The organism is Tepidibacter sp. Z1-5, assembly GCF_037844525.1.
In the GTDB taxonomy this organism is placed as follows: domain Bacteria; phylum Bacillota; class Clostridia; order Peptostreptococcales; family Peptostreptococcaceae; genus Tepidibacter_A.
Window position 1 is genome coordinate 1 of sequence record NZ_JBBMMD010000079.1, and the last position, 15,352, is coordinate 15,352.

General features: G+C 30.0%; 14 protein-coding genes and 1 riboswitch. Of the genes, 7 read left to right on the plus strand and 7 right to left on the minus strand.

Going from position 1 to position 15,352, the window contains the following annotated elements:
• Positions 1 to 181 precede the first annotated feature (181 nt).
• From WJW32_RS13710 to WJW32_RS13740, 7 genes are all read right to left on the minus strand, one after another.
• Positions 182 to 799: an HAD family hydrolase gene (locus WJW32_RS13710; RefSeq protein WP_340259289.1), complete on the minus strand. Its 618-nt coding sequence runs from the start codon at positions 797 to 799 to the stop codon at positions 182 to 184.
• 51 nt (positions 800 to 850) lie between these two features.
• Complete coding sequence (locus WJW32_RS13715; protein ID WP_340259291.1) at positions 851 to 1,648, minus strand: methyltetrahydrofolate cobalamin methyltransferase; 798 nt, start codon at positions 1,646 to 1,648, stop codon at positions 851 to 853.
• Between the two features lie 52 nt (positions 1,649 to 1,700).
• Positions 1,701 to 2,324, minus strand: coding sequence for a corrinoid protein (locus WJW32_RS13720; protein WP_340259293.1), 624 nt, complete (start codon positions 2,322 to 2,324; stop codon positions 1,701 to 1,703).
• 139 nt (positions 2,325 to 2,463) lie between these two features.
• Complete coding sequence (locus tag WJW32_RS13725; protein ID WP_340259295.1) at positions 2,464 to 3,900, minus strand: trimethylamine methyltransferase family protein; 1,437 nt, start codon at positions 3,898 to 3,900, stop codon at positions 2,464 to 2,466.
• A 154-nt stretch (positions 3,901 to 4,054) separates the two neighbouring features.
• A complete protein-coding gene (locus WJW32_RS13730; protein WP_340259298.1) occupies positions 4,055 to 4,336 on the minus strand; it encodes a hypothetical protein in 282 nt (93 codons plus the stop codon).
• A 5-nt stretch (positions 4,337 to 4,341) separates the two neighbouring features.
• Positions 4,342 to 5,337, minus strand: coding sequence for a DMT family transporter (locus WJW32_RS13735; protein WP_340259300.1), 996 nt, complete (start codon positions 5,335 to 5,337; stop codon positions 4,342 to 4,344).
• Positions 5,338 to 5,422: 85 nt separating this feature from the next.
• Complete coding sequence (locus WJW32_RS13740) at positions 5,423 to 6,619, minus strand: phosphotransferase enzyme family protein (RefSeq protein WP_340259302.1); 1,197 nt, start codon at positions 6,617 to 6,619, stop codon at positions 5,423 to 5,425.
• Positions 6,620 to 6,874: 255 nt separating this feature from the next.
• Between WJW32_RS13740 and WJW32_RS13745 the strand changes: the two genes are divergently transcribed.
• From WJW32_RS13745 to WJW32_RS13775, 7 genes are all read left to right on the plus strand, one after another.
• Positions 6,875 to 8,611 carry an ASKHA domain-containing protein gene (locus WJW32_RS13745; protein ID WP_340259304.1) on the plus strand — a complete coding sequence of 579 codons (1,737 nt, stop codon included), beginning with the start codon at positions 6,875 to 6,877 and terminating at the stop codon, positions 8,609 to 8,611.
• 612 nt (positions 8,612 to 9,223) lie between these two features.
• Complete coding sequence (locus tag WJW32_RS13750) at positions 9,224 to 9,958, plus strand: DUF1638 domain-containing protein (RefSeq protein ID WP_340259306.1); 735 nt, start codon at positions 9,224 to 9,226, stop codon at positions 9,956 to 9,958.
• 31 nt (positions 9,959 to 9,989) lie between these two features.
• A riboswitch (cobalamin riboswitch) is annotated at positions 9,990 to 10,184 on the plus strand.
• A gap of 100 nt (positions 10,185 to 10,284) precedes the next feature.
• A complete protein-coding gene (locus WJW32_RS13755) occupies positions 10,285 to 11,643 on the plus strand; it encodes a cobyrinate a,c-diamide synthase (protein ID WP_340259307.1) in 1,359 nt (452 codons plus the stop codon).
• On the plus strand, positions 11,640 to 12,587 hold the full coding sequence (gene cbiB / locus WJW32_RS13760; RefSeq protein WP_340259309.1) for an adenosylcobinamide-phosphate synthase CbiB: 948 nt from the start codon (positions 11,640 to 11,642) through the stop codon (positions 12,585 to 12,587). Before WJW32_RS13755 ends, cbiB begins: the two co-directional genes overlap by 4 nt.
• 55 nt (positions 12,588 to 12,642) lie before the next feature.
• The gene (locus WJW32_RS13765) at positions 12,643 to 13,704 is read left to right on the plus strand and encodes a pyridoxal phosphate-dependent aminotransferase (protein ID WP_340259311.1); all 1,062 of its coding nucleotides are present in this window, start codon (positions 12,643 to 12,645) and stop codon (positions 13,702 to 13,704) included.
• A 1-nt stretch (position 13,705) separates the two neighbouring features.
• Positions 13,706 to 14,605 carry a GHMP family kinase ATP-binding protein gene (locus WJW32_RS13770; RefSeq protein ID WP_340259313.1) on the plus strand — a complete coding sequence of 300 codons (900 nt, stop codon included), beginning with the start codon at positions 13,706 to 13,708 and terminating at the stop codon, positions 14,603 to 14,605.
• Positions 14,580 to 15,212 (plus strand): cobalt-precorrin-8 methylmutase, encoded by a 633-nt coding sequence (locus tag WJW32_RS13775; protein WP_340259315.1) that lies wholly within the window; start codon positions 14,580 to 14,582, stop codon positions 15,210 to 15,212. Before WJW32_RS13770 ends, WJW32_RS13775 begins: the two co-directional genes overlap by 26 nt.
• Positions 15,213 to 15,352: the final 140 nt, after the last annotated feature.

The window sequence follows — 15,352 nt, forward strand, 5'->3', positions numbered from 1 at the left end:
ATGTCATTTGTTTTGGGATTAAGAGCTATAATTTTTCCAAATTAGAGATTTGATCAATTGGTATTTTATAGTGAATAAATAATTACATTTGTACGAAATTTAGGTTACTAACATTTTTATAGGAAGTTTTTTTGGAATTAGTGAATATATCATAAAACTAATACTTAATAAAGAGTACTTCTTATATCTTAAATATATCCAATATATCACTAGGACAATTAGCTATAAAATCCGCCTCTCCATTTTCAAGTTGGCATAATGTATGCCATCCCCATGTAACTCCTATAGTTTTAGCTCCTGCAATCTTTCCTTCAGTCATATCTCCCTTAGTATCACCTATATAATAAGAAGGAAGATTAGGGTGAAGGTTCATAACATGTTTAATTTTCTTTATTTTACTTTTCTCTACATCAGCACCTATTACATCTTCAACACAGTCTACACCATTGGATTTAAGAAAATCAGTAGTTAAGGAAGAAATATTAGAGGTTATTATGAATACCTTGTTATTTAAGCTAAGGGATTGAAGCATTTCTTTTACTCCACCAAATAATTTGGAATTGAATATATTCTTTTCAGAATTTTTCTTGTATGAAGAGAGTATATTATCGATTGTATCTTCATCTATACCAAGAGATAATATACTCTCGTAAACATTGTTATCGAATAAATCTAGCATATCCCTTTGGGACCTTACAGCTAAAAGACCATGTTTATTACAAGCAGATATAAAGTCTTTCGTAAATTGTTCTAGAGAGTCTATTATTACTCCATCAAAGTCAAACATTATTAGATTCATATTTTTCCCCCTTTAAAAAAGAATCTCCCCTGAGTAAAAGGGGAGAGTGGTTTAAAATTCGAATTTTTTCTTTCTATATCCTTTTAAGTAGTTCATGCAGAAGTGATCTCTTCCGGCTAAAGTTTCAGCAACTATTATATTTGCCATCATTTGTTTATCAAGAGGGTTTATTAAAAGACCATCGAGTCCTTTTGATATAGCCATAGTAGCAAATAAACTGTTTATGAATTTACGCTTTGGAAGACCATAAGATATATTAGATAGACCACATACTGTATGAACTCCTTTGAAATTAGTCATTATTTTTTCTACGGCGTCTAAGAATTCTACACCGAAGGTATCTTTAGTGGCGATAGGTTGAACTAGAGGATCTACATATATATTATCTAAAGGAACATTGTTTTGAACTAGTCCATTTATAAGTTTATCAGCTATTTTAAGTCTATCATCAGTAGTTTCAGGCATTCCATCATCGCTCATACAAAGAGCGACTACCTTAAGGTCTGTTCCTGAAACTATTGGAAGTATTTTATCATGTCTATCTTTCTCGAGAGATATAGAGTTTATCATAGCAACTCCGTTATGAACTTTTAAAGCTCTTTCAATAGCATTAGGATCTGGAGAGTCTATACAACAAGGTGTATCTACTTCTTCTTGAACATTTTTAACTAACCACTCAAGGTATTCAGGTTCTTGACCTACAAATATCCCCGCATTTACATCTATATAATTAGCACCTGCATCAGCTTGATCACGAGCAATTTTTTTTATGTAATCACAGTCCTGCTCTTCAATAGCTTTTCCTATTAATTTACGGCTGGCATTAATAAGTTCACCAACAATAATCATATATATTACCCCCCTTTAATTATATAAAAGGGTTCCAAAGGAACCCTTAATATTACTTAACTAATTTACGAGCAAGTTCTACAGCTTCAGCTGCATCTTCACTGTATCCACTAGCGCCTATTTGATCAGCAAATTTTTGAGTTACGGGAGCTCCACCTACCATAGTTTTATATCCTAAATTATCTTCTTTTATTTTATTTATTACTTCTGACATGGCTGGCATAGTAGTAGTTAAAAGAGCAGACATACATACAACATCAGCACCGTGTTCTTTTGCTGCATTTAAGAATGTATCAGTATCAGCATCTATACCGATATCTATAACCTTGAATCCAGCACCCTCCATCATCATAGCAACAAGGTTTTTACCTATATCATGCATATCTCCTTTTACAGATCCTATTACTACAGTTCCTTTAGAAGCGTTGTCATCAGCACTCATATGAGGCTTTAATACATCAAGACCAGCCTTCATAGAATGAGCAGCCATTAACATTTCAGGTACAAAAAATTCGCCTTCACTAAATAATCTACCAACTTCATCCATAGCACTTATAAGTCCGTCATTAAGTATACTTGAAATATTTGTTCCTTTGCTAATTTCTTCTTCAACTGATTCAACAACTAATTCGTCGTCAAATTCTAAAACTGCATCATAAACTTTTGATATACTCATAAAAATCACCCCTAATAAAATTTGAATTAATAATCTTATATTTATATATTTGTAGATAAGCTATCGTTATTAGATAAATTAAAAATTGATAGCTTTAAAATAATATAGTAATATATATGAAAATATAGTTAAAAAAATTCTACCAAATAACATTTCCTTTTACTAAATTTTTGAATTTAGAATGTATTATACTATCAAGTTCAGAATCAAATGCAGATTTATTAGGTTTAGAAAGTATTTTATCAGCCACTTTAAAAGCTCTAACTTGAGCATCTTCTTTACCTTGGTCTATCCATTTTCCTCTCATGTCACGAGTTGCAACCTTAGGGTAGAACGCAGTCTTACGCATGTTCTTCATAGTGTGCATGCAATCCATATAAGTTCCACCAGGACCTATTTCTTTTATAATATCTAAGCCAAGATCTTTTTCTTTAAATTCAACACCGCGTTTCATTTGTTTTAACATTAAAGCTATCTCGTTATCTATAACGGCTTTGGAGAAGTCAAATGCCATAAGGCTTCCTAGTAATCCTCCCATGTTGAATAAATCAGAACCACCAAGTAGTGCAGCAGTAGTATTCATTCCGGTTTCATAGCCACACTGAGCATCGTTAACTTGAGAGTTAGTAAGACCGATATACCCTCCGGATGGAACATTATAAAATCTAGCCATTTCTGTATGGGCTCTTTGAAGTATTCCTGTTTCTATAGCACCTGGAGCGTAGTTACCTGTTCTCATATCAGCAACAGTTGAAAGAACTGCATATATCATAGGAGCACCTGGTCTTATCATTTGGATAAGAGTTGAAAGTGCTAAGAATTCTGCATTTCCAAGAACTAATGTAGATAGCATATTCATAGGAGAAGTCATACCTGCATTAGGAACTATAGTTCCGTAAACAGGAAGGCCCATTTGAGTAAGGTATATAACTGCTTCGGTAGATTCAACGTCCATAGTAAGGGGTGATACTACAGGGCAGTAGTGGTGATTTATAAAAGGTCTTTTCATGTAGGCTTCTTTAGAGCCTGCTATGGTGTATCCAAGTTCTAAAACTTGCTCTAAATCTTTGATAGTAGGAGTATTACTTCTTACAGGTTTCTTACAATTTTTGAGTGCTGGATAAAAACGAGATAAACTTATTTGATCCTTAGGAGCATCATCAGCTAGTGTTGAAATAGAGAATACATCAAATCCATCTAGTTCGTTTATTAAATAAGCAATGTTTGCAATATCAGTAGATGTTGAACGTCTTTCTTCTCCTGTTTTAGGATCAATGATATTAGGAGCAGAACTTCCCGTAACGATGACCGGTCTATCATCTTTTAGATTTATATCAAATTTTGGATCTTGAGCTGTAAATATATAATCAGGAACGTAGTACTCTCTGTATTTCTCAACTATATTTTTTGGTATTTTAACAAGGCAAGTCTTGTTGTCAACTAAACAACCATTTTTTTTAAATATATCTCTAGCTTTTACATTTCTAACTATAAGTCCTACATCTTCAACTAATTCAAGTGAAGCCTCATGTATTTTAAGTATTTGATCCTTATCAAAAAAATCAGCATAATGCATAATAATTCCTCCCCTGAATGTATTAAAAATATTTCTTATATATTTAAAATCTAATTAAATTATGTATAACATATAGATTCCAAGATAGAAGGAATCTATATGTTAATATATAAAGAAATCTATAGCAAATCTATATCAAAACTTGAGGATCATGTTAATCTATCCATTCCTTAGGAAGATACTTGAGTCTACCTAATCCATACTCGGTTATATTGTATTTTTCTGTCAACTCATTATTATCATCAAAATAAACATCAGTAGTTTCAAGCATTCCTACAGCCTTAAGAGACTGTATATATGAGCTTATAATTGTTTTTTTAAATTGACCTTCAGTTCCATATTCATCTCTTAAATTATTCATAATTTCGTGTATAGTTAAATTTTCTTTTTTTGATAAAAGATGAAGTATTCTAAATTTCATAGGAAGCTTTGTCATTTAAATCACTCCTTATTTCTTAGATTTAAAAGATCTTTAGGATTAGCTGATACTAAAAGAGTACCGAGTGTAATAACTAAACATCCTATTATTAGGTTTGAAGTGATTTGAAGGTCTGTAAACAACCAACCAAATAAAACAGACCATAAGGCGTAAGTTATATTAAAAGCCATGGCACGGCTTACACCAGTTGTATTAAGAGCTCTATACCAACCGATATAAGATAGTCCTCCAGCTAAACCAGCTAGTGCTAAAAAATATAAGCTATGCTGTTTAAAAGCATCAAAGAATACAGGAAATCCTGCTACAAGAGGAAGTATAGCAACTGCATATACAGTAAAAGATGTGGCTTCTCTAATACCAATAGATATATCAGGATCTACCATATCCATACCGTATGTTGACAAAACTCCTTCTGTAGCCCAACCCAAAGCTGCAAGTAATGATAGACCAAGTCCTAGATAAAAATGAGGGTAGTTTCCTCCTTCAGGAGGAACATATCCTACTATTATTGCTCCAACGATACAACAGAAAATTCCAAACCAAACTCTAGGTGATATTTTTTCTTTTAGTATGATAACTCCAAGTATAGCTCCAAGTGCAGGATAGGTGGCAGTTATAGAAAGAGCATAGGATGTTCCTGCTAAATTTATGCCCAATAAGTAACCAGACATACCGATTGGACCTCCGAATAAAGCTGCTAAACATACAATTTTACCTGGTTTTGTACTAAGAGTTCTTCCATATTCCTTCCATTTTCCATTGAATAAATTAACTAGGAACACCCAAAATGCTGCAAAACCATCATGAAGAGCAGCTCCAGCTAATGGAGCTGCGTATAAGCTAATGCCATTTGTAAAAGGCGCCATACCAAGGGCAATTCCCAAAAGAACACCACTAAGCCCCCATGAAGCACCAGAGAATATACCAAAACCAATTCCTTTTTTAGCGTGAGAAAGTTCAAGTTCCATTTGAGCTTGCTTAGCGGATTTTAAATCCATAAATATTCCTCCTTAATTAAGTTTTATTTTATATAACTTAAAAATAGAATTGTTTTGATATAGAGTTATGCTATAGATAACTAAGCTATAGGGATTTTGTCATGTTTGCTATCTCGTCTTTATGATTTTCTATCCATTTCATAAGTCTTACATTGTGTTGAAGATAAGCTGTATATTCATACTCATTAAGATCAACTCCATCATAATAAGCACAGACATCCCAATTTATAAGATACATATTAGCTGCTGCCATCATTGTAGGAAGGTACTGTATTTCTAAATCAGTAAGTGGAGACAATTCATTTATTTCCTTTAATGTATCTTGGTATGATTTTAAGAAAATTTTACATTTATCAAGTCTTAAGACACCATCTTGATCGTCGTCCCATAAACTACAGCAATAAGCCATGGCAAGACATACATCGAATAATCTAAGATCTATTTTTGACCAGTCAAAATCAAATATACCTACAACCTTATTGTTTAAGTATTTTAAATTTCCTGGATGGTAGTCATTATGACAAGGGTTTTGAGTCATCTTATCTGCAAACTCTTTAGGAATCTGGCAAGTTTCAATAACATCCAAAATATAATCTATATTTTTTAAATAATATTTATGGAATTTAGTATTTAAATCTTTTTTAGTGAAATCTTTAAATTTTTCTGGTAAAGTAGGTAAGAAATCCATTATTTTAGGCTCGGCTCTTTCGAGTCCTTTAGGATTGAAATTCTTAGAAGCATTATGAAAACGTGCTAAAATTGATGCTAAAGATGCATATTCTTCATCATTACAGTTAGGATTATCCCAGGAATACTTATCTTCTCCATCTAAATAGTCGTATATAGCGAAGTACTGAATAACTCCTGAATTTCTTTCTTTTTTAACAAAAGTAGTGCTGTTAATAGATGGAATTAAATTAGCCGCAATATCGAGACCATTATCAATTGAGAATTTTATAAGAGAATGTTCAAACTTTATTTCAGTTTCAGTTATACCATTCTTATATCTTCTAATAAAGTATTCGTATTTTTGCCCATCTTTTTCAGTATAAATTGCAAAGCTTCTGTTTATGTATCCACCGAATACTTCATAAACATCTAAAACCTTACCTATATCGTAATGATTTTCAACAAGGTCTACAATTTGACTTCTAACCAACGCTTTATCCATAGCATCATGAAAATTATCTGCTATATTTTTTAACTCTGAAGAACAATTGAAAAGCTCAGCTTTTTTGTCTATGCCAAGATCCCCAAAATACAACATTTTACTAGTATTCATATAATTCTTCCCCCTTAAATTATTTGATTGTAAATTGAAGTTTGCTATTTGAGAAAATGATAGGAACTTAATGTATGAGTAGCAGTAGAAAAGTCTTTTAGGACTTTTTGGATTTTATATATTTATTCAATATATTCTAGATGTATCTGAAATAGTACATTTAGCTTGTATTATTTTCTGAATTTCACGAAAATGTAATATATACCAAAATTCATTAATATACATATTGCAAAGTAAAGTTAGGGGCGATGCTATTTGAAAAAAACTGTATATATAAAAAAAGGACAGAATATACTACAGGGATTAAAAGAAAATAATATATCGTTTTATGCACCGTGTTCGGGTAAAGGAATTTGTGGTAAATGCAAGGTTAAAATAAAAAATAGTACAAGTAATATAACTAAAGAAGAACTTAAGCATTTGAGTAAAAATGAAATAGAAGAGGGAATAAGACTTGCATGTAAGACTTACATGATTGAAGGTGGAGAAGTTGAGATAGAATATGACATAAATGAATGTAAGAGTGATTTTAAAAAAATAAAGTATGATACCGAAAGCTTGATACAACAAAGATACATAAAAACAGATATTGAAAATGGGAGGAGTATAATAGATATAATAAAAAAACAATTGGGGGATGTATCTATAGATATTGAAATGATGAGAAAAATATCTAATACAAACTATAGCGACGGTATTAATTTAATATTATACAAAGATAAAATTATAGATATAAAAAAAGATAATAATTCTAATAATAAATATGGAATTGCAATAGACATAGGTACAACAACTGTTGCAGTATATTTACTCAATTTAAATACAGGAGAACAAATAAGTGTTAAATCGTTTCAGAATCCTCAGTCATTGTATGGTGCAGATGTTATATCTAGAATTAACTATACGATAGAAAATAAAAAAGGAATGGATGTATTAAGACAAAAAATTATAAAAGAAATAGATGATAATATAGGACTTATTTTAAATAAGCATAACATAGATAAAGAAAATGTATATAAATGTGTAATAGTAGGAAATACGGCTATGTCACACATATTTTGGGGATTGAATTTATATACTTTATCAAAGATTCCCTTTATACCTGTCAATAGAGAAATGTTATACGATAGAGCTTTTAACATAGTATTTGATAATATGAATAAAAATGCTGTTGTAATATTTTTACCTAATATAGCAGGTTTTTTAGGATCAGACACTGTAGGTGCTATGATAGAATCTGATTTGATAAACAACGATAAAAACATATTATTGATAGATCTTGGAACGAATGGAGAAATAGTTTTATCTACTAAAGAATCTCTTCTAGCATGTTCAACAGCGGCTGGTCCTGCTTTTGAAGGTGCAAACATAAAATTCGGTATGCAGGCATTTGATGGGGCTATAAATAAGTTTAAGATAAAAGAAGATATAGAATATGAAACTATAAATAATAAAAAGCCAAGAGGAATATGTGGTTCGGCATTAGTAGATATGGTAAGTGAAATGAAAAAATCAGGAATAATAAATAAAACAGGGAAAATAAACAATCCAGAAAAAATAAAAAATATTAAATTGAGTAAAAGAGTAGTAAAAAAAGATAAAAAGTATGAATTTAAAATAACTGAGAATATATCCATAACTCAAGATGATATAAGACAATTACAACTTGCAAAATCAGCTATAAGAAGTGGAATAAATATACTGATGAAAAAACAAAAGATAAGTATAGAGAATTTAGATTATATATATTTAGCTGGAGCATTCGGGAACTTTATAAATAAAGAAAGTGCAAAAGGAATTGGGCTTATTCCAGACATAGATTCTGACAATATAATATCAATTGGAAATGCAGCAGGAGAAGGAGCTAAAAAATTTCTTTGTAATGATAAGTTAGAAGAAGATATAAGTTATTATATGAAAAATACAGAACATGTAGATATAGCTAAATATGAAAATTTTCAAGAGGAATTTTTAAAGAATATATATCTTTAAATAGGAGTTCAAATAACTAAGATTTGGAGGTTAAGCAAAAAATCATAATCATTAAAATAACGCTGCTTAATTAACGTTTTGATAAAATTAAAGATTATAACTTATTAAATATACTAAAACTTCTTAAACTCCCTTATGGTCAGACAAAAGAAGTTTCTTAACGTATATTTAAACGTTATAATCTAAATTTCATATAAAAACGTTAATCAAAAGTAGCTAACATTTTAATAATCATGATTTTCAGATGAAGTTCTTCGTATTTTTGATAGATTTAAGAAAAAAGATCTTTTAAAGATATTACTTGGAGGTAAGGTATTATTTAATGATAAGAATGAAGAGTAAAAATATGGCTATGAAAATGTTAGCTACTACTTTTAGATATTTTGACTAAGATAACTTAGCCTTTGTCGTTAAATAAGCTGTTAAGAAATTTATGTGTTTGAGCGTAGCGAGTTTATAAATTTTAAGATTGTTTATAAGACAGAGGGTTAGTTATCTTCAAATATATCGTTTGAGGAGCGGTATTTTTGTAGCCATATTTCTGATAACCCACATAAAATAAGATAAATCATAGAGTGAAAATCTTTAAATTATAATCGGGGGGAAAAGAATATGAGATGTAAAGCGCTTATATGCGATGTTTTATCTAGGGATTTTTATTATTATAGTTCACTTAGTGACAATATAGTTGATATAGAGCTTATGGATTCATACAACCATTTGTATCCTAAAAAGATGAAGGAGAGTATACAAAAGAAGATTGATAGTGTAGATTCGTCTAAATACGATTACATATTAATGGGATTTGGACTCTGTGGAAATGCACTTAATGGTATACAAACTAATGATATAAAAATAGTAGTACCTAAGGTACACGATTGTATAACTCTTTTTATAGGTTCTAAGAGAAAATACAAAGAATATTTTGAAGAAAGTCCAAATTCTATGTACTATATATCATCTTGGATAGAAAAGAATGGAATGAATCAAGAAATGCAGGATTTAAAAAGTATAGGGCTTGGAGAAAGCTATGAGTACTATGAGCAAAAATATGGGGAAAAAGGAGCGAAATATCTTTCACAAATAGCTAATGAATGGATAAAAAGATACAATAAGGCTGTATATGTAACTAATAAATTGGTAAAAGAAGATTATTCTCATGAGGTTATGAATATATCTAAAAAAAGACAATGGAATTTTGAAGAAATAAAGGGAAATAGTTACATGGTAGAGAATTTAATAAATGGGTATTGGAATGAAGATGACTTTTTGGTAGTTGAAAAAAATAGTAGAATATATTCAACTGGAGACGACAATATCGTCGACTTTGAATACGTACAAAGTTAAGGGGAAAGCTTTGGAAATATTGAATAATAATATCCTATATGATATTATGAAAAAAAGTAGAATATGAGAATTAATTGGTAAAAGGGAAAGAGGTTAGAATCCTCTACAGCCCCCGCTACTGTAATGAAAGACGAAACCTAAAATTATACCACTTCGATTTTTTGTAGGAAGGTAAGGGAGTAGGATGAATCTAAGTCAGGATACCTTTTCAATTAATTAAATGGGAAGCCTTCGGAGGGAAGGGTGCTAATATATTTTGAGTTATAAATATAAAAACCTAGCCTTAACTAACAGGTTAGGTTTTTTTTTACAAAGGGGTGAATAGGTTGAATAAGATATTAATCGCAGGAACGAGTAGTGGAGTTGGGAAAACTACTGTTTCAATGGGGATAATGGCAGCTTTGAAAAATAGAAATCTCAAAGTTCAGCCTTATAAGGTAGGTCCTGATTATATAGATACTTCGTACCATACTTATATAACTAAGAGGAACTCTAGAAATTTAGATTCTTTTATGCTAGATGATGAGAAAATAAAGTATTTATATCTAAAAAATTCTAAGGATGCAGATATTTCTGTAGTAGAAGGAGTTATGGGACTTTATGATGGATTTGGAATAGATATAAATTCTTGTACAAGCTCATATACTTCGAAAATACTTAAAGCTCCTGTTATATTAGTTATAGACGGGAAGAGTATGGCTACGTCTGCTGCAGCTATGGTTTTAGGATATAAAAATTTAGATAAAGACGTTAATCTAAGAGGAGTAATAATAAATAATATAGCATCTAAAAGTCATTTTGATATAGTCAAGCAATCTATTGAAACGTATACAGACGTTGAAGTTCTTGGATATCTTCCAAGAAATATAGAATTTTCCCTTCCCTCCAGACATCTAGGACTTGTACCCACAATTGAAATGGATAAATTAGAACAAAAATTTGTCAAATTAGCACAGATAATAGAAGAACATATAGATATTGATAGATTGATACAAATATCAAAATCAGAAGAGGTATTATCAAGCTTTAAACCTGATTTACCTAAGTTTGAAAATGTAACAATAGCTATACCATATGATAAGGCATTTAATTTTTATTACTGGGACAATATAGACATGCTAAAGGATATGGGAGTTATTATAAAGACATTTAGCCCGTTAAATGATAAGCATCTACCTGAATGTGATGGTATATACATAGGTGGAGGATTCCCAGAAATATTTGCAAAAGAATTAGAGGAAAACAAGTCTATAAGAGAAGATATAAGAAGATACCATGAAAACAATAAGCCTATATACGCAGAATGTGGAGGACTTATGTATTTAGGTGATAGTATAGTTGATAAAGATAATAAAGAATACGAAATGGTTGGGATATTAAAAGGTAGGAGTGAGATGACAAAATCTCTTAGAAGGTTTGGTTATGCAAAAGGAACTGCTTTAATAAATACTACTATCTCTAAAAAAGAAGATATAGTTTGGGGACATGAATTTCATCATTCAGAGTTTATAACGGATGAGAAATGTGCTTATGAGGTGAAAAAAGAGAGAGATTCTAAAATAATAAAAGAGTGGATGGGCGGTTACCAAAAGAAGAATACTCTTGCAACTTATCTACATACTCATTTTTATTCTAATTTAAATATTCCTATTAACTTCTTAAATAAGGTGGTAGAAAACAAATGAATATAGTATCAATTTACACTGGATATGTGCTAGACATTTTATTTGGAGATCCTTATAGTCTACCTCATCCCGTTATATACATAGGTAAATTTATAAATTATGTAGAAAAAATTATAAGAAGGATATTTAAGACTGAAAAAAGTCTTAAAATAGGAGGATTTTTTTTAAATTTTATAGTAGTATTTACAACTTATTTTGCAACGGATTTAATTATAAAATTATCTCAGAATGTAAATTATTATTTATACTTGGCTGTAAATTCGTTTGTTATATACACTATATTTGCTACAAAATGTTTAAAAGATGAAGCGGTTAAAATTTACAATGTATTGAAGGAAGAAGATATAGTAAAGGCTAGAAAACAGTTATCCTTTATAGTTGGAAGGGATACTCAGGATTTATCAAAACAAGAAATTATAAGAGCTACTGTTGAAACTGTTGCAGAAAATACTGTAGATGGAATAATAGCACCTATGATGTATATATTCATAGGAGGTGCACCACTTGGAATGATGTATAAGGCTGTAAATACTTTGGACTCTATGGTTGGTTATAAAAATGATAAGTATATGAATTTAGGGTTTGCATCTGCTAAGATAGATGATTTATTCAATTTTATACCAGCTAGAATAACAGCTTGCATAATGGCTGTAGCATCTTTATTTTTAGGATTTAGTTTTAAAAAGAGCATTAAAGTATTTATAAGAGATAGAAAGAACCATAAAAGTCCAAATTGTGCATATCCAGAAGGCGCTGTAGCTGGTGCTCTGGGAATACAGCTTGGGGGAACTAATATATACTTCGGGCAAGAAGTATACAAGCCTACTATAGGAGATAAATTGAGAGATATAGAAGAAGAGGATATATTAAAAACAAATAAAATAATGTATTTAACTTCAATTTTAAGTTTAATAATGTTTACTTTTATAGACAAGGTTATATAATCAGCATATATTTTAATTTGTTAAATAAAATATATAGAAAAGGGGTATTTACTAGATGATAAAGCTTGGTCATGGCGCAGATGTTAATCAGATGATAAGTAAGTACAATAAAAGTGAAAATATATTAGATTTTAGCTCTAATATAAATCCAAATATACCAAAAAACATAGAAAAATATGTACTCGAAGGTTTGAAAAATAGTATAAAATATCCTGATATAGAGTATTTGAATCTCAGAAAAAACATATCTTCTTATTTAAATTTAAACTATGAATATATAGTACCAGGAAATGGTGCTAGCGAGATAATATATATGATTATGAATGTATTAAATGGAAGGTTAGCTATTTTAAATCCTACATTTTCAGAATATGAACGTGCAGCTGTTATCAATAAGTTAGATGTAGTAGATTTATACTTGGGACAAGATTTTAAAGTAGATATAGAAAGTATAGAGAAAAATATAGATAAATTTGATATCTTATTTGTATGTAATCCTAATAATCCAAGTGGTAATGTTCAAAATCTTGTAGAATTATTAAATCTATTAAAAAAACATGACAAAATTATGATCGTAGATGAGACATTTATGGAATTTGTACATAACAGTGATGAGTATTCATTAGTTGAATATATAGATAAGTACAGCAACCTGTTTATTATAAAAGCTGTTACTAAGTTTTTTGGGCTTCCGGGAGTAAGACTTGGCTATGGCATAACTAGCAATAAAGATATAATTCGTAATATATGGAGCATTAAAGAACCTTGGACTGTGAATACATTTGCTGAAAATATATGTAAATATATATTTAAAGATATAGATTATATAAGAAATACGAAGGATTATTTTAAAAAAGAAATAAGTTATATGTTAGAAGAATTAAATAAGATAGAAAGCATAGAATGCTTTCATACAGATACAAACTTTATATTGTTAAAACTAAATAAATACGATTCAAATTATGTAAAAGAAAAACTATTTATAGATAAAGATATATTAATAAGGGATGCATCTAATTTCAAAGGGTTAGATAAAAAATATATAAGAGTTGCAGTTAAAAAAAGAGAAGAAAATGAAAGATTAATAACTGCATTAAGAGAAATAATGGGGGTATAGCATGAAACACTATGGAATTTGCCCAGGTTCATGTGGAGAATTTATCCAGGGAATGATAAAGGACAAAGAATATTTAGTATCTTATGCTGTAAATATGTATTCAAGGGCTGATATTTATGAAAAATCTAAGAATGTAAATAGGGGACCTTTTAAATCTAGAAAAGCGTTAGAAAAAGTATTTGAACATTTTGGACTTAGTAAAGATGATACTAAAAATATATCTTTAAGAATAAAAAGCAATATTCCTTTAGGCAAAGGTATGGCAAGCTCTACAGCTGATATAGGAGCAACTATAAGAGCTACACTTAGTTTTTTAAATAAAGATATGACAGATGAGGGAATATCAAAACTTGCAGCAACAATTGAGCCTACAGATTCTATATACATAAAAAATAATTGTATTTTTGATCCATTAAAAGGGGAAATCTTTAAAAGGTTAGGTTATATAGATAGTATAAAAATACTAACTCTTGAGCCTGATGAAAGATTGAATACTCAATATATAAGGAAGAGGCAGGATTATTTTATTAAAAAGAAGGCAAATGAAGAAAAACTAAAGTATGCTTTTGATATATTAGAAAAGGGATTTGAAAATAAGGATTTAAGCTTGGTAGGAAAAGCTGCAACTATAAGTTCGATACTTAATGAAAATATACATAAAAAGGAAGCCTTGAGCGAAATAATAAAAATAAGTGAAGATTATGGAGCTTATGGTGTCAATGTAGCTCACAGTGGAACTGTTGTAGGTATAATACTAGATAAAGATATGGATGAGAATAAGCTTAAAGAAAAATTGATTACGAATAAAATAAATAAAAAATATAAAAAAATATACTCTTTAAATGTTATAAGAGCAGGATTAAGGGGAGGGTCATATGAATTACATAAAAAATCCAAGTGAGATAGAGGTTAAGAGTTTTGAAATAATACAAGGTATAATCGATGAAATTAGACCTGGTTATGAATTCAAGAATGAAATCGAAGAGAAAATAATAAAAAGATGCATACATACAACAGCTGATTTTGAATACTTAGACATACTTAAGATATCTGATGGAGCAGTTGATAAATTAATAGATGCCCTAAAATCTGGAGCGACTGTATATACAGACACTAACATGGCTTTGTCAGGAATAAACAAGAGAAAATTAAACTTATTGGGTTGTGATATAAAATGCTTCGTTGCAGATGAAGAGGTTGCAAAGATTGCTAAGGAAAAGAAGATGACAAGATCAATGGCAGCTGTAGAAAAAGCTGCTAGCGAAGAGGGAAGAAAGATATTCGTAATGGGAAATGCTCCTACTGCTCTTTATAAGGTAATGGAGATGAAGAAAGAAGGAAAATTAAATCCAGATGCTATTATAGGGGTTCCTGTTGGATTTGTTGGAGCTGCTGAATCTAAGGATGAGCTTGAGAAAAGTGATAATGAGTATATATTAGCTAAGGGAAGAAAAGGTGGAAGTAACTTAGCGGCTGCTATAGTTAATGCAGTGCTTTATAGTATATAATTTTGGGAATTTGAAATGAGAATCTGAAAGCGGAGCTTAAGCGAAAAATTATAGGCATTAAAATAATGCTACTTAGATTTAGTGTATAGTCCCAAAATAAATGATATTAAAATAACGTTCATGTGGTAAATATTTTAATA

Excerpts from the sequence above, each read along its gene's own strand:
- WJW32_RS13710 (WP_340259289.1), bottom strand. The coding sequence starts at position 799 with ATGAATCTAATAATGTTTGACTTTGATGGAGTAATAATAGACTCTCTA.
- WJW32_RS13715 (WP_340259291.1), bottom strand. The coding sequence starts at position 1,648 with ATGATTATTGTTGGTGAACTTATTAATGCCAGCCGTAAATTAATAGGA.
- WJW32_RS13720 (WP_340259293.1), bottom strand. The coding sequence starts at position 2,324 with ATGAGTATATCAAAAGTTTATGATGCAGTTTTAGAATTTGACGACGAA.
- WJW32_RS13725 (WP_340259295.1), bottom strand. The coding sequence starts at position 3,900 with ATGCATTATGCTGATTTTTTTGATAAGGATCAAATACTTAAAATACAT.
- WJW32_RS13730 (WP_340259298.1), bottom strand. The coding sequence starts at position 4,336 with ATGACAAAGCTTCCTATGAAATTTAGAATACTTCATCTTTTATCAAAA.
- WJW32_RS13735 (WP_340259300.1), bottom strand. The coding sequence starts at position 5,337 with ATGGATTTAAAATCCGCTAAGCAAGCTCAAATGGAACTTGAACTTTCT.
- WJW32_RS13740 (WP_340259302.1), bottom strand. The coding sequence starts at position 6,619 with ATGAATACTAGTAAAATGTTGTATTTTGGGGATCTTGGCATAGACAAA.
- WJW32_RS13750 (WP_340259306.1), top strand. The coding sequence starts at position 9,224 with ATGAGATGTAAAGCGCTTATATGCGATGTTTTATCTAGGGATTTTTAT.
- cbiB (WP_340259309.1), top strand. The coding sequence starts at position 11,640 with ATGAATATAGTATCAATTTACACTGGATATGTGCTAGACATTTTATTT.
- WJW32_RS13765 (WP_340259311.1), top strand. The coding sequence starts at position 12,643 with ATGATAAAGCTTGGTCATGGCGCAGATGTTAATCAGATGATAAGTAAG.
- WJW32_RS13770 (WP_340259313.1), top strand. The coding sequence starts at position 13,706 with ATGAAACACTATGGAATTTGCCCAGGTTCATGTGGAGAATTTATCCAG.
- WJW32_RS13775 (WP_340259315.1), top strand. The coding sequence starts at position 14,580 with ATGAATTACATAAAAAATCCAAGTGAGATAGAGGTTAAGAGTTTTGAA.